The following is a 21,923-nucleotide window of genomic DNA, read 5'->3' as shown; positions in this document are numbered from 1 at the left end:
AACAATTATTCATAATTATTCAATTGTAATATATAATCAAAAACAAGCGCACTTAAAAACCATGCTATAATACACACAGTAAATTATAATAATACGGGGGAATACAAACATGTTGAAGAGAAACAAGAAGATGATGGTACTGCTGTTGACGGCTACTATGCTTACATCAACAGGAATTACCGCAATTGCAGCAAGCAACGATGGATGGACTGAGGCAAGTCAAACAGAAGCAGCAAAAAATGGTGTCTGGGATGTCTGGGTACAAAAATGGGAGACAGTAAAGAAGGATCCTACGCAGATGTCACTGACACCGGGAAGAAATGCAACTGAGTTGAACTTCGGCTGGTATTCAAAAGATGGTGAAGCTGATCCACAGCTGAAAATTGGCACAAAACAGGATTTAAGCGATGCAAAAGAAATTGATGTAACTAAGGGAGATGTTCCGGAGAATACTTATACAAAAGGTTATAATTATAATCATGCTACAGCAACAGGACTGGAAGAAAATACAACATATTATTATAGTTATACAGTAAATGGTGAATGGACAGCTCCAACTATATATAGGACTAAGGATACAGAAAGCTTTTCTTTCCTGCTTGTGGGAGATCCGCAGATAGGTTCTTCAAGCGGCAATACTGCAACAGGTGAAAGTGGATCACAGGGGCAGGATGCGGCTGTAAGAAATGACAGCTTCAACTGGAACAATACCATAAATACCGCATTGGCACAAAATCCAGATGTAAGCTTCATGATTTCGGCAGGAGATCAGATTCAGACTACAAAGGAAGAAGAGGATGAGCAGTCACAGAATATTGAATATGCAGGATATCTGAGCCCGGAGGCACTGAAATCACTGCCAGTTGCCACTACTATAGGTAACCACGATTCAAAAAATGTAAATTACACATATCACTTTAACAACCCTAATGCATCAGATAAGGGAACGACGACAGCTGGTGGAGATTATTACTATTCATACGGCAATACGCTGTTCATTGACCTGAACACCAACAGTGAAAATTATGCAGAACATGAGGATATCATCAAAGAAGCCATTTCTAAAAATCCAGATGTAAAATGGCGTGTGGTAACACTCCACCATGACATATATGGACCTGGTGAACATTCCAACGAACCTGAAATAGTAAACAAGAGATATAACCTGGCTCCTATTTTTGAAGACAATAAGATTGATATTGTACTCACAGGACATGACCATACTTATTCAAGATCATACATGTTAAAGGGTGGAGTTAAGGATGAATCCAAGATGATTGATGATGATACATTCGAAACTCAGTTTGAAGATAATGACCTGGAAGGAAAGGAAACAAGTCAGGAATACAAGGATTACCTAAAGAGTATTGAAGATCCAAAAGCAGTGCAGAAGGTTGACATAAAAGATGGTGAAACAGGTGTGGATCAGAGTACATTGGAAGATGCAAATAGCTTGGATGATTCAAAGACAGTTGTAAATCCAACCGGTATACTGTATATGACTGCAGATTCTGCATCAGGAAGTAAATATTATGACCTGGTAAAAAATCAGCAGGCCTATGTAGCTGCAAGATGGCAGGAGGATATCCCGACTTACTCCACTGTGTCTGTTGATGATACAAGTTTTACTATAAATACTTTCAGGACAGATACTGGAGCAAAAATTGACAACTCCTTTACTATTGTAAAATCGGAGGACAGTAAAGCAACTTTTGATGAGTTGAAAGATTTGATTTCAGAAGGAGAGAAAAAAGTTGCTGATGGTGACAACTATACAAAGGCAAGCCTTGAAAAATTGAATACTGCACTTGAGGCTGCAAAAGCTGTTTCTGAGGAAGCCAGTGAAGAAGCAATTGCCAAGGCATATGCAGATTTGAAAGGTGCCATTGATGGTATTCAGACTAAGGGCGACAAGACAGAACTTCAAACTGCAATAGATACTGCACAGGATGAATATGATAAAGCAGCTGTAGGTACAAAAGAAGGACAGTATCCTCAGGAAGCAAAGGACAAGCTTAATGCTGCAATTGAAACAGCCAGGACTGCTCTTGACTTGGATGACGATTCACAGACAGCGCTGGACAAAGCTACTGAAGCTTTGAATACTTCAGTAGAAAACTTCAAAAACAGTGTCGTAAAAGGTGGTTCCGGCGATAGTTCTGATGAAGAAGGACTCCAATCTGCAACAAATGATGCAGATGCATTATTGGAAGATACCAAGGACAAGATAGGAACTGGAGATAAACAGTATAAGCAGGAAAAAGCAGATGCACTTAAAGCTGCAGTTGCAAAGGCAAAAGCTGTTCTTGGCTCAGAGGACAGTTCGCCGGATGATGTTAAAAATGCACGTGAAGAACTAGACAAGGCAGTAGAAAACTTCAAGGCAGGAGATGATTTTAAATTCTATCCTCTTGCTGCTCTTGCAGGACTTTCCGCAGCAGCACTGCTTTTCATAAACAGGAAGAGAAAATTATTTGAAAAATAAAGTAGGATTACAGGAGCATGTAGGTGCTCCTGTAATTTTAATATGAACTGGAGGAACAGACTATGATTTCAAGACTATTTGGTGACAGAACCGCCAATATCAGGAGAGCAGTTATAGCAGTACTGGCATTGGGCTTTTTTGCATTTTTGTATTCCTTTAATCAGATAGACAAAGTACAGTTTTCCAACAAGGAAGGTGTGTCCTTTGACAAGGCTGTAGTTGAGGATATCATAAAGGACAACATACAGGAAGATGGTTCACGTGTAGGAAGGCAGACAGTAAAAATAAAAATGCTGAGCGGAAGTTATAAGGGAAGAGTGCTAAATGCCACCAGTACTTCAGGATATCTTTACGGTGCCGATTGTGAAAAGGGAATGAAGGTTGTTGTTTCGCTTAGCGTATCTGGGGACAACTATGTGGCTACTGTATACAGCTACAACAGGGGACCGATTGTATATGCCTTTGTAGGAATTTTTGTTTTGATACTATGGGCAATTGGAGGTAAAAAAGGTTTCAAGTCTGTTGTGGGGCTTGCATTTACATTCATCTGCATTGTATTTTTATTTATACCAATGATCTATAGGGGATATTCTCCATTTTTATCTGCAGTTGTTATAGGAATACTGGTCACGATAGTTACCATGTATTTGATAGATGGTTTGACTGTAAAATCAGTAGCAGCAGTATTGGGGACTATTGCAGGAGTTGTTATTGCAGGTGGAGCCGCTTCGGCGTTTGGATATTTTGCGAAAATATCCGGATATAATGTGTCGGAGATAGAGGATCTGGTGGTCATATCCAGCAAGACACATCTGAATATAGGTGGAATTTTATTTGCAGGAATACTTATAGCATCTCTTGGTGCAGTAATAGATGTCAGCATGTCTGTAGCATCTACGATAAATGAAATACATGAAAAAAATCCCGAACTTGACTTCAAGGAGTTGTTTGTCTCTGGAATAAATGTCGGGAAGGATATGATGGGGACCATGTCGAATACACTTATACTTGCATTTACAGGTGGTTCCATAAATACTCTGCTTTTGATATATGCCTACAATATGAAATACAACCAGATTATCAATATGTATTCTGTTGGAATAGAGATTATGCAGGGGGTATCGGGAAGTATCGGAGTTATTTTGACGGTACCTATAGTATCCTTTATAACCTGCAGACTGCTTACCGGCAGGTGTGCAAAAAAATTTATATAAGGGTGAACTATGAAAAAGAATGTAAAAATTTTGGCGAATGTAATTTTAGCTGTAGTAATTGTATTTTGTGTAGTTAAAATAGGCTACAGGTGCATAGGCTACTATAGGAATATTAAAAGCTACTTTGAAATTCAGGCGTTGAAGCCCAAAATTGAACATAACGCCAAAATAAATGCGGCAGAAGAAAAATTGAGAAAAATCAATCCGGATTATAAATTCTGGATAAGTATTCCAGACACTGATATAGGATATTTTGGTATGAATATTCCCAATACGGATATAAGTTATCCTGTTGTCCAGAGAAAGGACAATGAATTTTATCTAAGCAATAATTTTTACAGGCAAAAAAGTGCATCGGGGAGCATATTCGTAGAAAATAATGATGAACATGATGCAGGCAGAGATATGATCATTTACGGGCATAATATGAAAAGCTCCACCATGTTTAATAAAATAAATAATTTCAAAGAAGAAGAAAATTTTAAAAAGGGAATTGTAAAAATCATAAAAGACAACAAGGAATATACATATGAAGTCTTTTCTGTATTTGTAGTGGATGAAAAGAAGAATGAACTCAGAACTAATTTTGCTTCAGATGAAGAATATATGAAATATATAGACTTTTTAAAGCAGAGATCCATTTATCATAAAAACATTAAAAATAACGATTTTAAAAGGATATTGACCCTGTATACCTGCAGTTATGAATTTGATGGGGCCAGAACGATTGTATGTGCAGTGCTTAAATAGAAAGTAACATTTTTTCAACTCTATTCATAGAATGTAATTGGCAGTATTTAAACAGGAACAAAAAATAAGGAGGTTCCTAATGAACAATAATACATTTTCAAACAATTTCTATTCTATGAATCAGCCGTTTTATCCTTTTCCAAACGGGCAGATGAGAAGCTATGCCGGATTTGTACCAAGAAATGTTATAGTACTTCCGGTTCCGGCGGGAAGATGGAGCAGATGGGAAAATCTCGGAGGAAATTTGACTTCGGCACCTTCAGTATCTTCCTGGGCACCGAACAGGCTTGACGTGTTTGCACGGGGTACTGACAACGCACTGTGGCACATATGGTGGAATGGAACAAGATGGAGCAGCTGGGAAAGTCTCGGTGGAACTATTACTTCGGCACCTGCAGCAGTATCCTGGGGTGCGAACAGAATTGACGTGTTTGCACGGGGTACCGACAATGCACTATGGCACATATGGTGGAATGGAAGCAGATGGAGTGACTGGGAAAGCCTTGGCGGCATTATTACTTCAGGACCTGCAGTATCTTCCTGGGGTGCGAACAGGCTTGACGTGTTTGCACGGGGTACCGACAATGCACTATGGCATATATGGTGGAATGGAAGCAGATGGAGTGACTGGGAGAGCCTCGGCGGAAATCTTACCTCATCACCTGCAGCAGTATCCTGGGGACCAAACAGAATTGACGTATTTGCAAGAGGACAGGGCAATCGTCTGCAGCATATATGGTGGAACGGGACAAGGTGGAGCAGCTGGCAGAATCTCGGTGGACTGCTGACTTCGGGACCTGCGGTTTCTTCAAGAAGGGCAAACAGGCTTGAAGTATTTGCAAGAGGTTTCAACAATCAGCTTATTACAATGTCCTGGGATGGAAACAGATGGAGCAACTGGTGGAGTATAGGAGGAAACATAAACTCGGCACCTGCAGCAGTATCCTGGGGCCCCAACAGGACGGATGTATTTGCAAGGGGAAGCGGGAATTCACTGTGGCACACCTATAGAAGATAAAAATAAAAACAGCAGTATCCATTTTGCAGCGGATACTGCTGTTTTTTATTATTCTAAAATTCTATTTTTACCTTGTACTCCTTGAGCCATATATTTATCTCGATCAAATAGGCAAGGAGCTGTGGACCACGCATGAGCTGTCCGAACCAGGGAGCTTTGAAGGAGGAACCTCCTGTATCTATGAGTTCCTTCACGGCCTTTTTGTCTATAAGATTCAGTATGGGCGAGCTTTTGTCTGCCATTATGCGTCTCATCCACTTTTGAACATGTTTTGTGTACTCGGGGTTGTGGGTTTTTGGATAAGGGCTCTTTTTACGTTCAATGATTTCCTCCGGAAGAATACCCTTTAATGCTTTTCTGAGAAGCCCTTTCTCACGCCCCTTGTAGAATTTCATCTCTGAAGGTATGTTGAAGGCATATTCTACAAGTCTGTAGTCTGCAAAGGGAACTCTTGCCTCAAGGCTGTTTGCCATGCTCATGCGGTCCTTCCTTGTAAGAAGTGTTATCATGAACCATTTTATATTGAGATAGAACAGTTCCCTCATCCGTGCTTCGGACCTTGATTCTCCGTCAAGGTGGGGAACCTGTTTCAAAGTACCTTCATACTGTTCATTCAGATATCCTTCAAGGTCAAGTTTCTTCAATTCACCCGACAGTATTTCCTTTCGTGAATTTATGGATTTTGACCATGGAAAAGTGTGGGCGTTTATATCTTCGGGTCTCCTGTACCAGGGATATCCCCCGAAAATTTCATCGGCACATTCACCTGAGAGTACTACGGTATTCTTCTTTCTTATTTCCTTGAAGAAAAGGTAGAAGGAGGAATCTATGTCCGCCATTGCAGGGAGATCTCCGGCTATTACCGCATCGTATAGTGCATCCGCAAGAGCCTTGTTGTCATTTACAATTCCATGATGTCTGCTGTTTATATATTTTGACATCTTCAGTGCCCATACCCTGTCCGGAGTGGGCTCGAAGGAATTTGCCTCAAAGTACTTGTCGTTGTCCTTGTAGTCGATGGAGTAGGTATCCAGAGTTCTTCCCTGTTTTTTAAACTCCGAAGCTGCAACTGCAGATATTGTGCTTGAATCAAGTCCTCCTGAAAGCAGACAGCACACGGGAACATCTGCCACAAGCTGTCTTTTTATGGCATCCAGGAGAAGAGTCCTTACATGCTCTGCAGTGGTTTCCACGTCTTCTGTATGAAGCCTGCACTGCGGTTTCCAGTATTCACTGAGCTTTACACCATCTGGTGTATACAGAAGATAGTTGGCAGGAGGAACTTCGCGTATATTCTTGAACACGCCGCTCCCGAGGGCTCTTGCGGGGCCAAGTGCGAATATCTCTGTAAGTCCCTGTCTGTCTACTATGGGCTCTACAAGAGGATGGGCAAGAATTGTCTTGATCTCCGAGCCGAATATGAGGGAATTATTCTTTATAGTATAGAAAAGGGGTTTTACACCGAGAGGATCCCGTGCCATGAAAAGGCTTTTTTTGTCTTCATCCCATATGGCAAAGGCATATATGCCGTTTATATGGTGAAGGCACTCGGGTCCCCAGTGAATGTAACTTGTCAGGAGTACCTCGGTATCAGAATAGGAGTCGAATTCGTATCCCTCGTCCCTGAGTACCTTTCTCAGATCCTCCGTGTTGTAGAGTTCTCCGTTGTATACAATTATGAATTTCCTCCCGACAGCACTTTTTGACATTGGCTGGGCACCTCCGGAAGGGTCTACAACTACAAGTCTTCTATGGCCGAGAAGGGCATTTTCAGAAAGATAGTACCCTTCGTCATCTGGTCCCCTTTCTTTCAATGTATTTGTCATGTTTATGATTACATCCCTGTTTCTTGAGATGTTTTCTTTAAGATCAATCCATCCAGCAATTCCACACATACAAAGTTACCTCCGAAAATATTATTATCCACGTTAATTATAATTTATGACTATAAATTATATATGTGCATAAAAGAGGAATATTATTATGAATTTGATAAATTTAAGATTGGATACATGGCCATTATTTTGCTTGCATAATTGTACAATCTATTGTACAATATAAACGTGGAGGTGATGCTATGATAGCTACAAGTTATTCAGCTGTAAGACAGAATTTTAAAGATTTCTGTGATAAAGCAACAAGTGACTTTGAAACAATTATTATCACTCGTAAACGTGGTGAAAATGTAGTTATGATGTCAGAATCAGAATATAATAACTTATTGGAGAATCTATATGTAAGAAGTAATCCTGAATACTATAATGAATTATTGAACTCTATTAATCAGCTTAAAATGGGAAAAGGAAAGAAAATGGAGTTGCTAGATGAATAAGATTTTTTCAGATATTGCATGGAATCACTATGTATACTGGCAGTCAGAGGATAAAAAAATTTTGAGGAAAATTAATGAACTAATAAAGGATATAGAGAGAAATGGAAATGAAGGGATTGGAAAACCTGAAGCATTGAAGCATGAATTGTCAGGATATTGGAGCAGAAGGATAACGGACGTTCATAGGCTTATTTATGGTATTGATGATGGAAATATTTATATTGCAAGTTGTAAAGAACATTATAAGTAGTAAACTTAAATTAAATATTACTGATATTTTTACACCCTGTTAAGGGTGTTTTTGTTTATTCTGTATCATTTAACACTTTCTTCAGGAGGTAAACTGTAAAAATTATTTACTAAATTCGACAATTTATATAAAAAATATATGATATAGTAAATATGTATAAAGTATTTTCTGGATAATAGCAAATCATTTTAAAATAACTGATCACTACAATTAATTGTTAGGGATGTGGTAATGTTGAAAATTAAAGGTGCTAATGTATACATATTAGTTTTAATTATATATACACTATTAGGGAGCATTTATTTGAATAATATATATAAAAATTTACAAATTACATTTAATATAGGATTATTTACCATAAATCTTATTATATTTTTTGCCATATTTGGATTTTTATTAGGACTAGAAAATTCTATTAAAGAATTATTTAAAAAAAGTGGTAGTTTAAGATTTAATATTTTTAAATTATTAGTATCATCTATTTTATTTATTTTAATAACAAGTTATATTTTAACATACTTAAGTTTGATTCCAAATCAACTACTTTTAAAATACAATAATATATATACTGTAATATTACAATCATTATTTTGGGGATATAGTCTTACACTTGTGTTTAATAAAGTATAAATTATAAGCAAGTATGGAATTTCATATCAAAATAGGTTTCCAGAATAACAAAATATGATAATATATATTATAGATACAGTTATTAAATTGCAAAGGAGTTTAGCCCCTATGCCGGAAAAAATCAAAAATATTGAAGATGCCATAATGAAAAGTATACTGGATGTTTTCAAAGAAGATGCACTTCAATTCTTTGGCATAAAATCAAAAATAATTACTGCTGCGAGAACTGAACTAAAAAATCTTCAAATAGATACTTCCTTTATGGATTATACATTTTTATTAGACGACAACTCCTATTTGCACCTTGAGTTTCAGACTACAAATAGGAAAAGTGACCTTTCAAGATTTCTTGCCTATGATGCAGTTTTATATTATAAAGAAAATAGAGCCGTAAATACAATTGTAGTTTATTCTTCAAATATTAAAAAAGCCGAAACAAATATAAATATAGGATCTATTAAATATTCAGTTAATGCCTTCTATATGAGTAACCTGGATGGTGATGTAAAATACAAATACCTGGAGCATAAAATAAAATCTAATGATACTTTAAACAGTAATGATTTATTATCTCTCGTATTTTTACCTATAATGAACAGTACTAAAGATAGGAATGATAGAATATTGGAATCTATAAAACTAGCCAGGCAAATAAAAGACGACAAAAACCAGATGAATTCACTAGCTCTTTTGTATGCTTTTGCTGAAAAATTCGTAGACGGCAGTAATATGGATAGAATCAAGGAGGTGTTTGGAATGACTGAACTTGGAAGACTATTGAGAGAAGAAGGTAAAAAAGAAGGTAAGGAAGAAGGAAGAAAAGAAGGAAGAAGACAGGAACTTGTAAGAACATCTACTAGGCTGCTGACTAAAAAGTTTGGTATTTTACCTGATAATATAAAAGCAAAGATAGAAAATTCTGACACTACCGTACTTGAAATAATAGTTGACGAAATACTTGACTTTAAAAAGCTGGAAGATACTTATAAATATTTAAAATAGGACAGGATAAAATTTATTTGGAGATTACTATGGGAAAAATAAAAGTACTTTGGCTAAAAGTGCTTTTATTTATACTTATTTACAACCATATTGTTTCAATTTGGATTTGAAAGAATCACAAAAATCAAAGAAAGAGTCAGGTACAGTCATAAGATCAGTACCTTCATTTTTTTTATTTAGTTCATGTGCAAAATTTTTAATTTTATCAATAAACCCTAAAAAATCTCCATTCTCTTTATTTTCATCAGTTAACCCATTAAAATCAAAAGTTGCTGTAGGCAACCCCATAATTTTCATAGCCACTTCTATATGCCCCAAAATTACACTCATATCTTGGTAGTATCCATCAGCAGATACAATGCCGTACTCTTTATTAGTTTCTTTAAATGCATCATATGCTTTTTTAGTATTAATCAAAATATCATTTTTTACACTTATTTCTACCTTATCTTTAGTATCATCATTCATTAATTCTTTAGAACTATTATTAGATTGATTTTCGTCAGTAATTTTGCTTATAGATAAATTATTAATATCTAAGTTCGATTGATTGTTATAACTATTTATGTAAATATCACTCATACATAATCACCCCTTATTCTATATCTTCGTTTATGGTATTATTTGATTTAGTGAATAAAAAATTAAGTCTTAATTTAATCCCTTTAGATTAAAAATATTGACTTGTTCAACTGTTTATTTATACTATATTTATACGGCAAATAGATTGTCTGAAAGGATGGACTGGCAAATTGACATTAAAAAAGAGAATTGTTATAAGACAGGATGTATATAAATTGGCCATGCCAATTTTTGCTGAACAGCTTTTCGTGGCAACCCTTGGCATGGTGAATACCATGATGGCAGGCCATATAAGCAAGGAGGCCGTATCTGCAATAGGAATGATAGATTCCTTCAATTACATACTCATTGCCTTTTTCTCGGCACTTGCAGTAGGCGGGACTGTAGTGGTGGCACAGTATATAGGACAGAAGAACAGGAATATGGCAAATGTGGCCATGAAGCAGTCTCTCTATTCAGGAGTACTTATATCCCTTGTCATAACTCTTCTGATTTTTCTGTTTGAAAAGCAGCTCATAGTTGTTCTCTACGGTGCGGCGGACAGGATTGTCATAGATTATGCCAGAGTATATTTTAGAATAACTCTGGTTACATATCCAATGATAGCACTGGATCTCATAGCAAATGGAGTCATGAGGGGAAGCGGCGATTCAAAAACTCCCATGAAGATAACCATGTTCATGAATGTACTCAATGTAATACTCGGATATATTTTTATATACGGCCTCAATTTCAGCTTTCTGGGCTTCAATATCAATCTTGCAAGCATGGGTGTAAAAGGTGCTGCACTTGGAATTGCAATAGCCAGAACGGTAGGCGGAATTGCTGCACTTTTTGTACTTCTGAGAGGTACGCGAGTGCTCAGGCTGACTGGTATTTTTAGCTTCAGGTTTGACATGGATATCATAAAACCAATATTTCTTGTGGGTATACCTGCCAGTGTGGAATCATTGATATTTACCGGCGGGAAACTTATTACACAGGTATTTGTCGTGGGAATGGGTACAATATCAATAGCTGCAAATACAATAGGGAATTCCATAGCTACCATGCTCAATATACCCGGAACTTCCCTTGGAATTGTGGCAACGGCACTGATAGGGCAGTACATGGGAAAAGGAGACAGTAATGAGGCAGAGAGATGTCTTTCCTACCTGTATAAGATGTCTACGGTGCTTTTGATATTTCTCTGCCTTGTTTCTTTTCCAGCAGCAGGTTTGTGGGCATCGCTGTATACGGCAAATGTGGAAACCATAAATCTTACAGCACTGCTTATCAGGACAAATGCACTCTGCATACCCCTCTGGTCTATTGCGTTTGTACTTCCTGCAGGGCTCAAGGGTGCAGGAGATGCAAGGTATACGATGGTGACGACAATTATAGGAATGTGGGTCTTCAGAATAGTAACTGGATATATACTTGGCATAAGTCTGGGACTGGGGCTTTTAGGAATATGGACAGGCATGTACATGGACTGGCTGGTGCGGGGAATTCTATATTATGCAAGATTTAAAAAAGGAAAATGGAAGAATATTGTATTGATAAAAAGACAATGAAATTTTAAACGTATAATTAGTAAATTACTAAACAAAATATAATGGATACAAAAATTTTGCGAGGTGATTTATTATATGAAGAAAAGACTGAGAATACTGGCATTTATCCTATTTTTCATGTCTCTCATAGGAATTTCAGATGTCTATTCAAAAGAATTGTACAAACCAAGTAATGGAAGCGATTCTGTAAATATATCCATAGATTCCAGCAAAAACGGAGAAATGCCCAAGAGATTCAGGAAGGATACGGAACTTAAGGCCTCCGGAAGTGCACAGTTTACAGGCGGAAATATCGACCTTATGAAGAAGGCAATAGGCAGTAGTAACATAACAGTTGTGGATCTCAGGCAGGAATCACACGGATTCATAAACGACATGGCGGTGAGCTGGAAACCTAAAGGCAGCAACAAGGCCAACAAGGGACTTACAAAGAAACAGGTAATAAAGGACGAGAAGAAAAAGCTCAAATCAGTAGAACCTGGAAAACCAATCATGGTAGAGGACAAGAAAATAATACCTGAAAAAGTTCAGAGTGAAAAGGAGCTCGTAGAAGAACACGGAATGGACTATATAAGAATACCTGTTACAGATACGGAAAGACCTGAGGATGAAATGGTGGATTATTTTGTGGATACAGTGAGGAAGCTGCCGGAAGACACCTGGCTCCATTTTCACTGCAAGGCTGGAATAGGAAGGACAACAACCTTTATGACAATGTATGACATAATGAAGAATGCAAAAAAGGACAGCCTTGAAGATATAATGGAAAGGCAGGTTCTCCTGGGCGGCAAGAATCTTCTTAAACCCGAAGATGGCAAGGAAAGTGAGTCACATAGGAGATCGGATCTCATAAGAAATTTTTATAAATATGCAAAATCCAACAATGACAATTATGAAACCTCCTGGACACAGTGGCTCAGGGAGAACAGCTGATTAAAAAAATACTCCGGGCTTATATGGCACCGGGGTATTTTATGCTTCTGCCGGAAAGTGCATTGTCCAGCACATGACCATTTTTTACGGAGATTTTCCCGTTTACAATCACATAGTCAATTCCTGAAGGCTGCCTGTCCGGAATTTCAAAGTCCGAATTGTCACATATTGTATCGGGATTGAATACTACGAGATCGGCATCTGCGCCTTCCCTTATCCTCCCCTTGTTTTCAAAGCCGAGTATTTCTGCAGGAAGCAGAGATGACTTTCTCACCGCATCTATAATTGAAAGACGGTTTTTATTGTGCACCATTTCCCTGAAAAATCTCGGGAAGGTGCCTGAATTCTGTGGATGACCTTCTTTTATGTTTCCGGAAGGGCTTGGCCCTGCGTCAGAAGAGGGAACTACAAAATCCGCATTCAGGGCATCGTATATTTCCTCTTCAACTCCGGTGAAGCATATCACAATTATATCCTCCAGGCTTTTTCTCAGCTCGTGGTAGAGGGATTCGGTGAGATACTGTCCCTTGTACTTTCCGGAGGCTACCAGCATGCTGCCGTATTTCCACCCGAATTTTTTTATGTGATCCGGATCATAGACGCTGGTGTTCATTCCCGTGGCAAAGTTGGTATACATTCCGCTGTCCGCCCATACGTCAAATCCACTTTTCCGTGCACTTTCAATCATCTCCAGGGCTGGTGCCATTATGCCCGTACCATATTGATAGACAAGGTGTGATATCTGAACCCGTGCTCCCGTTATTTCCGAAATGTCTATGGCCTCCTTCAGGGATTCCAGCTCGCCCGGACCTGAAAGCCTCGTATGTATTGAAACGAGTCTCCCGTATTCAGCAGCTATTCTGCTCAGCTCGATTACCTCCTCGAAGGAGGAGCCGGGAGCGTATTCCAGCCCGAAGGATACTCCTATGGCGCCTTCACGGAAGGACTGCCTGAGAAGCTTTTTCATGGTTTTAATCTGGCGCTTTGTGGCCGGAACATATGGATCACATGCACCCGCCTCGTTTCTCAGGAGGAAGGAGTGGCCCACAAACTGTGCCTGGTTTATGGGAAAGCCGCCGCTGTCCTGCCGCGAGAAGAAGTTTTCGACATCCAGTATTCCCCCGCCGCAGTTTCCTCCTATGGTGGTAGTTATACCCTGTGCCAGGGACAGCTTTCCGCATACTGCATCTCCGTTTATGTGGGCATGAATATCTATAAATCCGGGGCTTACTATCCTGCCGGATGCATCAATTGTAATCCTGCCTGATATTGGAGTGTCTGTGACAGTGCATATTCTGCCGCTGTTTATGCCTATGTTTCCCTTTTCCACGGTCATTCTTTCAGGATCTGCAATATAGCCGTTTTTTATCGTTACATCATAGATATTCATTTTGACTCCCCCTATAATATAATATGTTATTACTAATATACCACATTCTTTTGTATGATTTCCATGAAGGTGTCAGGTGCCACAACTTTTATTTTGGGATTTTGTTCAAGCTTTAGAACAACATTGTACACATCCTCCAGAGTCTTGCTCCAGGCATGTATGTATACGACTGTGTAGGCCGTTTCCCTTCTGGTGTCCGTATATCCCTTTTTAACATAGTCATCTATGTTTTTCACAAGCCCGCTTTCATTCTCAATACCCGACCACAGCAGATTTCTGCAGGATACCACAGGTTTTCCCCTGCTCCAGATTATCCTTCCGTGGTAGCTGTCCTGCCTTTTGTAGTCAAGGTAGAAAAGCCCCTTTATGACCGGTTCACCTGTATAAATATCCCACAGATCTTTTCTGTAGAATGCCCTGTCATCAAGTATGCACACGTATTTCTGGTCTGTACTTTTCATATAGGAGCCAAGTTCCCTCACATAGGAGTCAAGACTTTTTCTGTCAAATCTGGAAGGGTATATATATCCCATTCCCGAGGGAGATACAAGAAAATCGTCACGGAAATTTTCTGCAGAGGCATACTTGTAGTACATGTCGAGCACGGTTGGTGCCAGATAGTAGAGTGAAGGGCTTACCGTCCATCCCATGTTGAAGCTGCCTCTGTACCTTGAGCCGTACCATTTCGGGGAGGAGAAGCAGCTCCCGAGATTCCACTGCTGGTTGTCGCCGTCGGACATTATGAAGGTGACATAGTGCATATTTTTTTCTGAAGTAGCTCTGGCAGCCTTTGAGGACTTCTGTTTCAGCGGGCAGGACGGAAATGCACTCAGTACGGTGAGATTATAGGACCAGTCTGCAGGTATTGTAACAATGCCGTATTTTGATGCCAGGGCTATATTTTTGAATTCATCGGGCCCCCACCCGAGACAGATGGAGTTTTGGGGCATTGATCCGAATATTGTGTCCCTCAGTTCTTCGGCATCCTTGTCATCTTCATAGAATATGAGGGATTTTGTCATTATGGCATAGTCTCTTAGGGCGGAAGCTCTCTTTGGATTGAGCTGGATTACCGTGGAGTGGTTCAGACCCGAATTCCACAGCTTTCTATAACCCCAGTATTTGTCAGTATTTCTGCAGTCTCCTGCAAGTTTTGTAATTCCGTGGGATCTCACCGCCGGTTCAATGGATATGTCCACTGCTATGGAGTTTTTCAGGGAGGCCAGGGAACAGGCGTTGTTTATTGAAGGATCACCGGGAACTGTGCTGTCATAGAGAACGTATCCGTCCACGAGATATCCGAACCTGTCAAGTAGACACCAGGGATCATTTACAATTTCATACTTTACCCCGTAGTTGTTTTTAAGATCCTCCAGCCATATTTTATAGGAAGGCTGATTGCTGTTCAGGGTATATATCTGGGAACTGGATTTTGAACATATTCCCTGAAGCGTTGCCACCATCGTATTTTGGGCATCTGTGAGCTTGTTCTGTTCTATTACATAGAGATGATCCGGTGCTGTGGTATTTTTCACGTAGGGACGGCTTCCAATGCCGGCTGCACTGACCGGCATGATAGGGGATATGCATAATACTGCACAAATAAACAATGCAAAAATTTTCTTAACCGGATGTTTTAAAAACAATAAAATCACCTCCAGCATCTATTATGCATAATAAATGGAAATTTATGCTGAATTTTATTGTCAAATATGTTTATATTTAAATACGTAGATGTTATAATATACTAAAAGATCCAATAAAATTCATTTAATAGATTATATAATTCTGATTATAAACTTCACTAACGGATTTTTGGGGAGGATAATATTATGAACAATGCCAGAACTCTATACGGGGGAGAAAGTATGCATGATTTTCTGTCTGTTGTCAAATTGGTGCTTTTGAGTGTTTCGCTGCTTCAATATTTCATGAGGTATAGTTTGAAGAATTTGCTCGGTGCTTCGGAGTATGCTGGTAAAATATTCACAATTCTGGTATGCCTTTCTCTGCTTTGCTATTCAATATGGGTCGTTTTTTTGGTGAAAAACAAAAAATCGGGTTTTGTATTTAAGCATGAAGAGATGATCAAGGCTGCGGACAGCTTTATTTTTGTAGGATTTTTAACGATAATGATATGGATTTCCAACCTGGATTTCAATGAATATAAATTTTTATTACTCTTTATTATTGTAATTTCCACACTTCAATCGGGAATGAAACTCGGTATTCTTCTGTCTCTGTCAGCAGCTTCTGGACTTGTCCTGACAGATTATGTTTATATGTTGAAATACAATCTGTCGGTGAATTTTGCAAATGATATTGTCACGTCTGCCGTATATGTTGCTGTTGCCTGGATTATAGGATATTACGTAAAGACAATGCAAAAGAATATGGAAACAAAGAATATGCAGCTGGAATCGCTGTACAGGCTGCTTGACCTGGGGAAACAGAAGAGAAGGGAAATGGATGATGCACTGTTGAAGTACAAACTGGAAACAAAACAGCTTGAAGTAGATATGAAAAAGAATATTGAACTGCTCTCCAATATATCACATGATTTAAAAACGCCTCTTAATGTAATATTTGCAGCACTTCAGCTCTTATATCCATGCAAGGACTGTGGAAAGAAAAAAGTTATAAACAAGCACATAAAGTATGTGGATGTGATGAAACAGAACTGTTACAGGCTCATGAAGATGATAAATGCGCTGCTTGATGTTACGAGAATCAATTCAGGAAGACTGAAGCTTGATATCCGCAATACAAATATGGTAAGCACAATTGAAAACATAGTTGATTCCGTAGTTCCCTATGCCGAGGAAAGGAATATAGACATAGTATTTGACACGGATGTGGAAGAAAAAATCATGGGAGTGGATATCGACAAAATGGAGAGAATAATATTGAATCTCCTGTCGAATTCAATGAAATTTACAAAATGCAATGGGAAAATAGCCGTAAATTTCAAAAACATGGATGACCATGTACTCATTTCTGTAGAGGACAATGGAATAGGAATACCGGAAGACAAACTTGAAGTTATATTTAAAAGGTTTTCTCAGGTGGAGAGTATCTACAGGGGAAACTCGGAAGGAAGCGGAATAGGTCTGTATCTTGTGAAATCCTTTGTAGAGATGCACGGAGGGGAGATATATGTTGAAAGTAAATATGGTTCGGGAAGCAAGTTCACTGTAAAACTGCCTGCGAGGACTGCAGGGAAAAATCATATGGAGGATGTTGTACAGGATCACGAAGTGGACAGGGACAGGCTCAATGTGGAACTTTCCGATATAACATTGTGAATATATTGTGATATAATATTAATATTACAGAACGAGGTGATTATATGGACGATATTGCGGGGAAAGGCTGCGACATACTTGTGCCCTTCAGTGAGAGGAAACCGCTTCCGGATATAGAGCACAGCATTACAAAGACCTACAAGAAAAATATATGGTCGAAATTTGTAAAAGCTGTAAGGGATTTTGAGATGATAGAGGAAGGGGACAGGATAGCCGTTGCAGTATCCGGGGGAAAGGACAGCATGCTCATGGCAAAGCTGTTTCAGGAGTTGAAAAAACACTGGAAGCTGAAATTTGGGCTGGAGTTCATAGCAATGGACCCGGGCTACCATGAGAGCATAAGAAAGCTCCTGGAAGACAACTGCAGGTACCTTGACATACCTGTACATATATATGAATCCGATATTTTTGACGTTGTAAATAAAATAGCAAAGGATTATCCATGTTACATGTGTGCAAAGATGAGAAGGGGATTTCTCTATACAAGGGCGCAGGAGCTTGGCTGCAACAAGCTTGCACTGGGGCATCATTTCAACGATGTAATAGAAACCACCCTTTTGAATTTGCTGTATTCCGGAAATTTCAAGACAATGCTTCCGAAACTCAGATCCACGAACTTTGAGAACATGGAACTCATAAGGCCGCTCTATTTCATAGAGGAAGCCCATATAAGAAATTTTATACAAAGCAGCGGAATATGGCCCCTCAACTGCGCCTGTATGGTGGCTGCAAAGAAGACAGGCGGCAAGAGATATGAGATAAAGGAACTCATAGAGAACATGAAGAAGTCCTTCAAGGGCGTTGACAAATCAATTTTTCACGCCGCCTGCAATGTGAACATGGATTCCATACCCGGCTGGACAAAAGACGGTGAAAAACATTCATTTCTTGAGGAATATTGAGGAGATAAAAAATTGAAGATATGGGGAAAGCTTTTAAAGAAAAACAAAATAGTAAAAGACATGGTTGCCGCGGTAGAGGACGGTGAGAGCTACCAGGAGGATCTCAAAAAATGCATACTGGACATATGCAGGGAGTTTGACCTGGAAAGGCCCTACTGGCTTCCATATAATGTGGATGAATACAATAGAAGGAGAAAGACGTCCTTTACACAGGACAATTTCATGGACACCGTGGACTTTGACAAGTTCGTCATAGAAGAAATCGACATAAAAAACTAAAGAGGCTATGTTCTGCCATTCGGTTCAAACAATCAAATGGCCATAAATAATTCTGCAAAATTTTAGCAAAATAAGAATGGAAAATTGACATATGGGCAGCATATAACATATAATATAAATATGATTTTGCATATAATTTGCAGAATGGAGGGAATAGTATGCTTTTAGAGTTTAGAACCAAGAACTACAAATCATTTGAAGATGAACTCACATTTTCTCTTGTACCAGCGCCCAAACAAAAAGGACTCGATTATAGTTTGCTGGAAGAAGCTATTGGAAAGAAAATCTACAAAGGTTTATGCTCAGCCGTTATTTATGGACCCAATGCCTCTGGAAAAACCAATATTATTGGTGCTATGGACACCTTTAAATCAATTGTATTACGTGGAAATATTCGTAATGATGAGGATAAAAGCGATCCTAACGCTGCAGCCACGGCTTTAGAACTGATTCCAAATAATTCCCATAAAAACGTCGCTCCAGTATATTTTTCAATTAAGTTTATCTCGAACGGAATGCTGGTGGAATATTCTTTTTCAGCTGACTTTGGTAAATTTTTAGAGACTGATTATCAGCGCAGGATATTATCCGAAACTCTAAAGATCAACAATTCCTTGATTTTTTCACGAAATGAAGGCTTGAAGTTTGACTCTTTGGATGCCATTCAGGAGCTTCTCGTAAATGCTTTTGAGCAGAATTCAGAAGGTGCAATTGCTCTGGCCAAAAGTAATCTAAATGATGAAGAACTTTTTTTAATGAATGGTTTCAAAACAATGTTTAGTTCCAAATTGGTTGCATTGATCAGCAGTTGGCTAGACAACAAATTTATGATTATTTACCGTGCGGATTCTATGAATCTTATTCGAAAATTCAGTGATCCAAAGAAAAAGTCCGTGTACATTGAAAAGACTATAAATGAGGCTGCCACCTATTTCGGAATTAATTCAAATGCCATTGGATATGTAGTAGACGGTGACAATAATGAAGCAAAACTCTGTTCCATTTTTAGTGAAACTAAAAGAGGTACTGCGATTCCAGCGGAACTGTTTGAATCCTATGGGACTATTCGTTTTGTAAATATGTTCCCTTTAGTAGTTAATGCTCTTTTGAATGGTGGTACTTTGGTTGTAGATGAATTCGATGCTTCCATCCATCCGATGGCATTAATGAATATTATCAACATTTTTCATAATGATGAAATCAATATTCACCATGCGCAGCTTATTTTCAACACACATAACCCTATTTTCTTAAATGCAAATCTTTATCGGAGAGATGAAATTAAATTTGTGGAGCGTGATGAAAAAACTCATTACAGCAGCCACTATTCTCTCTCAGACTTTGGAACCACAGGAAAATCTGGTGTTCGTAAAAATGAGGATTACATGAAGAATTATTTCGTGGATCGGTATGGTGCCATTAAAGATGTTGATTTCACACCTATCTTTGAAAAACTGATGTCCCATGAAGAAGAGGTGTGATCATATGCGTAAAGAGAATAGAACCTACTATTTTTCAGTTGAGGGTGAAACCGAGCAATGGTATTTAGAATGGTTTCAGGGTATGGTCAATGCTGATCCTGCGACAGTATATACCGTCAAATTAGATAGCAAAATTCAAAAAGATCCTGTTGTTCGTGCGAAACAGATGACCATCATTGGTAAGACTGAAATTACTCATATCTGTGATTATGAAAGTGAAGAACCGGTACATGTTCAGCAATTCAAAACTGTTTTGGATCGAATGAAAGAAGCACAGAATTCAGGAAAAAACATTAAGTACCAGTTGGGATATAGCAATTTTACATTTGAGCTCTGGATCATTCTTCATAAAGCTGATTGTAATGGTATCCTGACCCATCGCCGTCAATATCTTGCGCCACTCAATCGAGCGTACGATGAGCACTTTGAGAATTTAGATCAATACAAACACGAAGATAACTTTAAACGCATACTCGGACAGTTGACCTTGGAGCACGTTCGTGAAGCAATCCGGCGCTCAAAAGCTATTATAAAGAGAAACCAAGAAGCTGGTTATATTTTGCAAGCGTACAAAAGATATAACTATTACAAGGAAAATCCGTCACTTTCTATTTGGGAGTCTATAGAAAAGATTTTATGGAAATGTGAATTACTATAACAGTTATTTTTTATGCGAAAAACTGCCGCACTAATTTTTTAGTGCGGCACTCCCTTTTTTATACACGCCTGTTTCTAGCTGTCAAATATAGTTACGAATTTTATTGAATACAGATCTGCCATTTCCCTTGCATTTGAACCCTCGTCCCTGAGTATTATATAGCTTATACCCACAGTTTCAAGTATTCCCGTACGATCCTGCATCGTCCCGGTACCGAGAAGGAAGGTTACTCTGACTCGCTTGCCTATCTGTGTCCTTAAGTATCCCTGGATATAATCGGTATCCTGAATTACAGGAGAACCAGGAGCCATTTCAAAGCCGCAGCCTCCGGTTGCACCGGTGGGGCCTGTGGTACCTGTGGTGCCGGCAGTGCCTGTAGTTCCGGGTTGAACCTGCCTGAGCCAGTCAGGATCTATATCTATATTGTCTGCATCCTCTTTTCCCTCGTCTTCATCTTCATTTTCATATTCCCCTGAAGTCTGCTCCTCATTTTCATCATCTTCAAATTCAGAATCATCTTCTTCAGGAACATCTCCTTCAGGGTCATAAGTATCTGTTATGGGGGATGAAATTTCACCCATGGAAGGATATCCCGGAATTACGGGAATGCCTCTCGGCATCATTGGAATTGCAGCAAAATAATCTGGATAGCTTGATATCATAAAACAATTACCTCCGTTGAATTAATCATGGAAATCGTATTTAAGTGCTCGCATATAGTTCTGTAGGATTGTAGAAACAGTGATTGTTCACCTGAACCTGAAAACTGCCCGTTCCATTGTAGGGGAAAGTATAGGGGCAGGGTGCATATGGGTTGAAGTACCACAGGGAATAACCAATATTGAACAATCTGTTTCCGGCAAGCGCCCAGTCTGCTATGTCGTAGTGTATCTGGTCAGGTGGGTTCGACCATATGGTCTGTGGATTGGATACACCGCGTATGAGGGAGCGCATGCAGTCGAACTGGCCTTCTTGATAGAGTACCTTCCGTATATCGCCCTGGCCGATTCTCTGGTATTCTCCATAAGGTACCCTCACCCTGTTCATGACAACAGTGGCGACAGCCCTCATTCCATTGTCACCCTCACCGCCGGCCTCGCATTTTATGATTCTGGCAAGCAGCTCTCTATCCGAAAAAGCCATCTGTTTTCACCTC

Annotated in this window: 20 protein-coding genes; 14 read left to right on the top strand and 6 right to left on the bottom strand. The window is 39.0% G+C overall.

Going from position 1 to position 21,923, the window contains the following annotated elements:
* Window positions 1-109 precede the first annotated feature (109 nt).
* From LKE46_RS12515 to LKE46_RS12500, 4 genes are all read left to right on the top strand, one after another.
* Window positions 110-2,485: a metallophosphoesterase gene (locus LKE46_RS12515; RefSeq protein WP_291722792.1), complete on the top strand. Its 2,376-nt coding sequence runs from the start codon at window positions 110-112 to the stop codon at window positions 2,483-2,485.
* A 62-nt stretch (window positions 2,486-2,547) separates the two neighbouring features.
* Complete coding sequence (locus LKE46_RS12510; protein ID WP_291722790.1) at window positions 2,548-3,699, top strand: YibE/F family protein; 1,152 nt, start codon at window positions 2,548-2,550, stop codon at window positions 3,697-3,699.
* Between the two features lie 9 nt (window positions 3,700-3,708).
* Window positions 3,709-4,449: a class B sortase gene (locus tag LKE46_RS12505; RefSeq protein WP_291722787.1), complete on the top strand. Its 741-nt coding sequence runs from the start codon at window positions 3,709-3,711 to the stop codon at window positions 4,447-4,449.
* Between the two features lie 79 nt (window positions 4,450-4,528).
* The gene (locus LKE46_RS12500) at window positions 4,529-5,467 is read left to right on the top strand and encodes a carbohydrate-binding protein (protein ID WP_291722784.1); all 939 of its coding nucleotides are present in this window, start codon (window positions 4,529-4,531) and stop codon (window positions 5,465-5,467) included.
* A gap of 53 nt (window positions 5,468-5,520) precedes the next feature.
* Here LKE46_RS12500 and asnB read toward each other — a convergent pair whose 3' ends face one another.
* Window positions 5,521-7,362, bottom strand: coding sequence for an asparagine synthase (glutamine-hydrolyzing) (gene asnB / locus LKE46_RS12495; protein WP_291722781.1), 1,842 nt, complete (start codon window positions 7,360-7,362; stop codon window positions 5,521-5,523).
* A 182-nt stretch (window positions 7,363-7,544) separates the two neighbouring features.
* Here asnB and LKE46_RS12490 point away from each other — a divergent pair, with 182 nt between their 5' ends.
* The 3 genes from LKE46_RS12490 to LKE46_RS12480 all read left to right on the top strand — a co-directional run bounded on the left by LKE46_RS12490 (window position 7,545) and on the right by LKE46_RS12480 (window position 9,681).
* Window positions 7,545-7,799, top strand: coding sequence for a type II toxin-antitoxin system Phd/YefM family antitoxin (locus tag LKE46_RS12490; RefSeq protein ID WP_291722778.1), 255 nt, complete (start codon window positions 7,545-7,547; stop codon window positions 7,797-7,799).
* Window positions 7,792-8,049, top strand: a complete 258-nt coding sequence (locus LKE46_RS12485) for a Txe/YoeB family addiction module toxin (RefSeq protein ID WP_291722776.1) — start codon at window positions 7,792-7,794, stop codon at window positions 8,047-8,049. Before LKE46_RS12490 ends, LKE46_RS12485 begins: the two co-directional genes overlap by 8 nt.
* Before the next feature lie 738 nt (window positions 8,050-8,787).
* The gene (locus LKE46_RS12480) at window positions 8,788-9,681 is read left to right on the top strand and encodes a DUF4351 domain-containing protein (protein WP_291722773.1); all 894 of its coding nucleotides are present in this window, start codon (window positions 8,788-8,790) and stop codon (window positions 9,679-9,681) included.
* A 75-nt stretch (window positions 9,682-9,756) separates the two neighbouring features.
* Here the strand turns inward: LKE46_RS12480 and LKE46_RS12475 are convergent, their stop codons facing one another.
* Window positions 9,757-10,263 carry a hypothetical protein gene (locus tag LKE46_RS12475; protein WP_291722770.1) on the bottom strand — a complete coding sequence of 169 codons (507 nt, stop codon included), beginning with the start codon at window positions 10,261-10,263 and terminating at the stop codon, window positions 9,757-9,759.
* 221 nt (window positions 10,264-10,484) lie between these two features.
* Here LKE46_RS12475 and LKE46_RS12470 point away from each other — a divergent pair, with 221 nt between their 5' ends.
* Complete coding sequence (locus LKE46_RS12470) at window positions 10,485-11,819, top strand: MATE family efflux transporter (protein ID WP_291725689.1); 1,335 nt, start codon at window positions 10,485-10,487, stop codon at window positions 11,817-11,819.
* A 75-nt stretch (window positions 11,820-11,894) separates the two neighbouring features.
* Window positions 11,895-12,752 (top strand): phosphatase domain-containing putative toxin, encoded by an 858-nt coding sequence (locus LKE46_RS12465; protein ID WP_291722767.1) that lies wholly within the window; start codon window positions 11,895-11,897, stop codon window positions 12,750-12,752.
* Window positions 12,753-12,771: 19 nt separating this feature from the next.
* Here the strand turns inward: LKE46_RS12465 and LKE46_RS12460 are convergent, their stop codons facing one another.
* Entirely contained in the window at window positions 12,772-14,142 is a 1,371-nt protein-coding gene (locus tag LKE46_RS12460) for an N-acyl-D-amino-acid deacylase family protein (RefSeq protein WP_291722764.1), read from the bottom strand.
* A 32-nt stretch (window positions 14,143-14,174) separates the two neighbouring features.
* Window positions 14,175-15,806 (bottom strand): GxGYxYP domain-containing protein, encoded by a 1,632-nt coding sequence (locus tag LKE46_RS12455; protein WP_434735195.1) that lies wholly within the window; start codon window positions 15,804-15,806, stop codon window positions 14,175-14,177.
* A gap of 168 nt (window positions 15,807-15,974) precedes the next feature.
* Here LKE46_RS12455 and LKE46_RS12450 point away from each other — a divergent pair, with 168 nt between their 5' ends.
* From LKE46_RS12450 to LKE46_RS12430, 5 genes are all read left to right on the top strand, one after another.
* Window positions 15,975-17,447 carry a sensor histidine kinase gene (locus tag LKE46_RS12450; RefSeq protein ID WP_291722761.1) on the top strand — a complete coding sequence of 491 codons (1,473 nt, stop codon included), beginning with the start codon at window positions 15,975-15,977 and terminating at the stop codon, window positions 17,445-17,447.
* A 44-nt stretch (window positions 17,448-17,491) separates the two neighbouring features.
* Complete coding sequence (locus LKE46_RS12445; RefSeq protein WP_291722758.1) at window positions 17,492-18,349, top strand: ATP-binding protein; 858 nt, start codon at window positions 17,492-17,494, stop codon at window positions 18,347-18,349.
* 12 nt (window positions 18,350-18,361) lie between these two features.
* Complete coding sequence (locus tag LKE46_RS12440; RefSeq protein WP_291722755.1) at window positions 18,362-18,628, top strand: hypothetical protein; 267 nt, start codon at window positions 18,362-18,364, stop codon at window positions 18,626-18,628.
* 158 nt (window positions 18,629-18,786) lie between these two features.
* Entirely contained in the window at window positions 18,787-20,109 is a 1,323-nt protein-coding gene (locus tag LKE46_RS12435) for an AAA family ATPase (RefSeq protein WP_291722752.1), read from the top strand.
* Between the two features lie 4 nt (window positions 20,110-20,113).
* Complete coding sequence (locus LKE46_RS12430) at window positions 20,114-20,767, top strand: RloB domain-containing protein (RefSeq protein ID WP_291722749.1); 654 nt, start codon at window positions 20,114-20,116, stop codon at window positions 20,765-20,767.
* Between the two features lie 74 nt (window positions 20,768-20,841).
* Here LKE46_RS12430 and LKE46_RS12425 read toward each other — a convergent pair whose 3' ends face one another.
* Window positions 20,842-21,429: a hypothetical protein gene (locus LKE46_RS12425; RefSeq protein WP_291722746.1), complete on the bottom strand. Its 588-nt coding sequence runs from the start codon at window positions 21,427-21,429 to the stop codon at window positions 20,842-20,844.
* 40 nt (window positions 21,430-21,469) lie between these two features.
* Complete coding sequence (locus LKE46_RS12420; RefSeq protein ID WP_291722744.1) at window positions 21,470-21,910, bottom strand: cell wall hydrolase; 441 nt, start codon at window positions 21,908-21,910, stop codon at window positions 21,470-21,472.
* Between the last annotated feature and the right edge of the window lie 13 nt (window positions 21,911-21,923).

Origin of the sequence: Clostridium sp. (genome assembly GCF_022482905.1) — a bacterium.
Lineage (GTDB): Bacteria > Bacillota > Clostridia > Clostridiales > Clostridiaceae > Clostridium_B.
This window is presented reverse-complemented; position numbering and strand designations above follow the sequence as displayed.

Excerpts from the sequence above, each read along its gene's own strand:
- LKE46_RS12465 (WP_291722767.1), top strand. The coding sequence starts at position 11,895 with ATGAAGAAAAGACTGAGAATACTGGCATTTATCCTATTTTTCATGTCT.
- LKE46_RS12455 (WP_434735195.1), bottom strand. The coding sequence starts at position 15,806 with ATGCTGGAGGTGATTTTATTGTTTTTAAAACATCCGGTTAAGAAAATT.
- LKE46_RS12435 (WP_291722752.1), top strand. The coding sequence starts at position 18,787 with ATGCTTTTAGAGTTTAGAACCAAGAACTACAAATCATTTGAAGATGAA.
- LKE46_RS12475 (WP_291722770.1), bottom strand. The coding sequence starts at position 10,263 with ATGAGTGATATTTACATAAATAGTTATAACAATCAATCGAACTTAGAT.
- asnB (WP_291722781.1), bottom strand. The coding sequence starts at position 7,362 with ATGTGTGGAATTGCTGGATGGATTGATCTTAAAGAAAACATCTCAAGA.
- LKE46_RS12505 (WP_291722787.1), top strand. The coding sequence starts at position 3,709 with ATGAAAAAGAATGTAAAAATTTTGGCGAATGTAATTTTAGCTGTAGTA.
- LKE46_RS12490 (WP_291722778.1), top strand. The coding sequence starts at position 7,545 with ATGATAGCTACAAGTTATTCAGCTGTAAGACAGAATTTTAAAGATTTC.
- LKE46_RS12510 (WP_291722790.1), top strand. The coding sequence starts at position 2,548 with ATGATTTCAAGACTATTTGGTGACAGAACCGCCAATATCAGGAGAGCA.
- LKE46_RS12480 (WP_291722773.1), top strand. The coding sequence starts at position 8,788 with ATGCCGGAAAAAATCAAAAATATTGAAGATGCCATAATGAAAAGTATA.
- LKE46_RS12425 (WP_291722746.1), bottom strand. The coding sequence starts at position 21,429 with ATGATATCAAGCTATCCAGATTATTTTGCTGCAATTCCAATGATGCCG.
- LKE46_RS12515 (WP_291722792.1), top strand. The coding sequence starts at position 110 with ATGTTGAAGAGAAACAAGAAGATGATGGTACTGCTGTTGACGGCTACT.
- LKE46_RS12420 (WP_291722744.1), bottom strand. The coding sequence starts at position 21,910 with ATGGCTTTTTCGGATAGAGAGCTGCTTGCCAGAATCATAAAATGCGAG.
- LKE46_RS12450 (WP_291722761.1), top strand. The coding sequence starts at position 15,975 with ATGAACAATGCCAGAACTCTATACGGGGGAGAAAGTATGCATGATTTT.
- LKE46_RS12470 (WP_291725689.1), top strand. The coding sequence starts at position 10,485 with ATGCCAATTTTTGCTGAACAGCTTTTCGTGGCAACCCTTGGCATGGTG.
- LKE46_RS12485 (WP_291722776.1), top strand. The coding sequence starts at position 7,792 with ATGAATAAGATTTTTTCAGATATTGCATGGAATCACTATGTATACTGG.
- LKE46_RS12430 (WP_291722749.1), top strand. The coding sequence starts at position 20,114 with ATGCGTAAAGAGAATAGAACCTACTATTTTTCAGTTGAGGGTGAAACC.
- LKE46_RS12500 (WP_291722784.1), top strand. The coding sequence starts at position 4,529 with ATGAACAATAATACATTTTCAAACAATTTCTATTCTATGAATCAGCCG.
- LKE46_RS12460 (WP_291722764.1), bottom strand. The coding sequence starts at position 14,142 with ATGAATATCTATGATGTAACGATAAAAAACGGCTATATTGCAGATCCT.
- LKE46_RS12445 (WP_291722758.1), top strand. The coding sequence starts at position 17,492 with ATGGACGATATTGCGGGGAAAGGCTGCGACATACTTGTGCCCTTCAGT.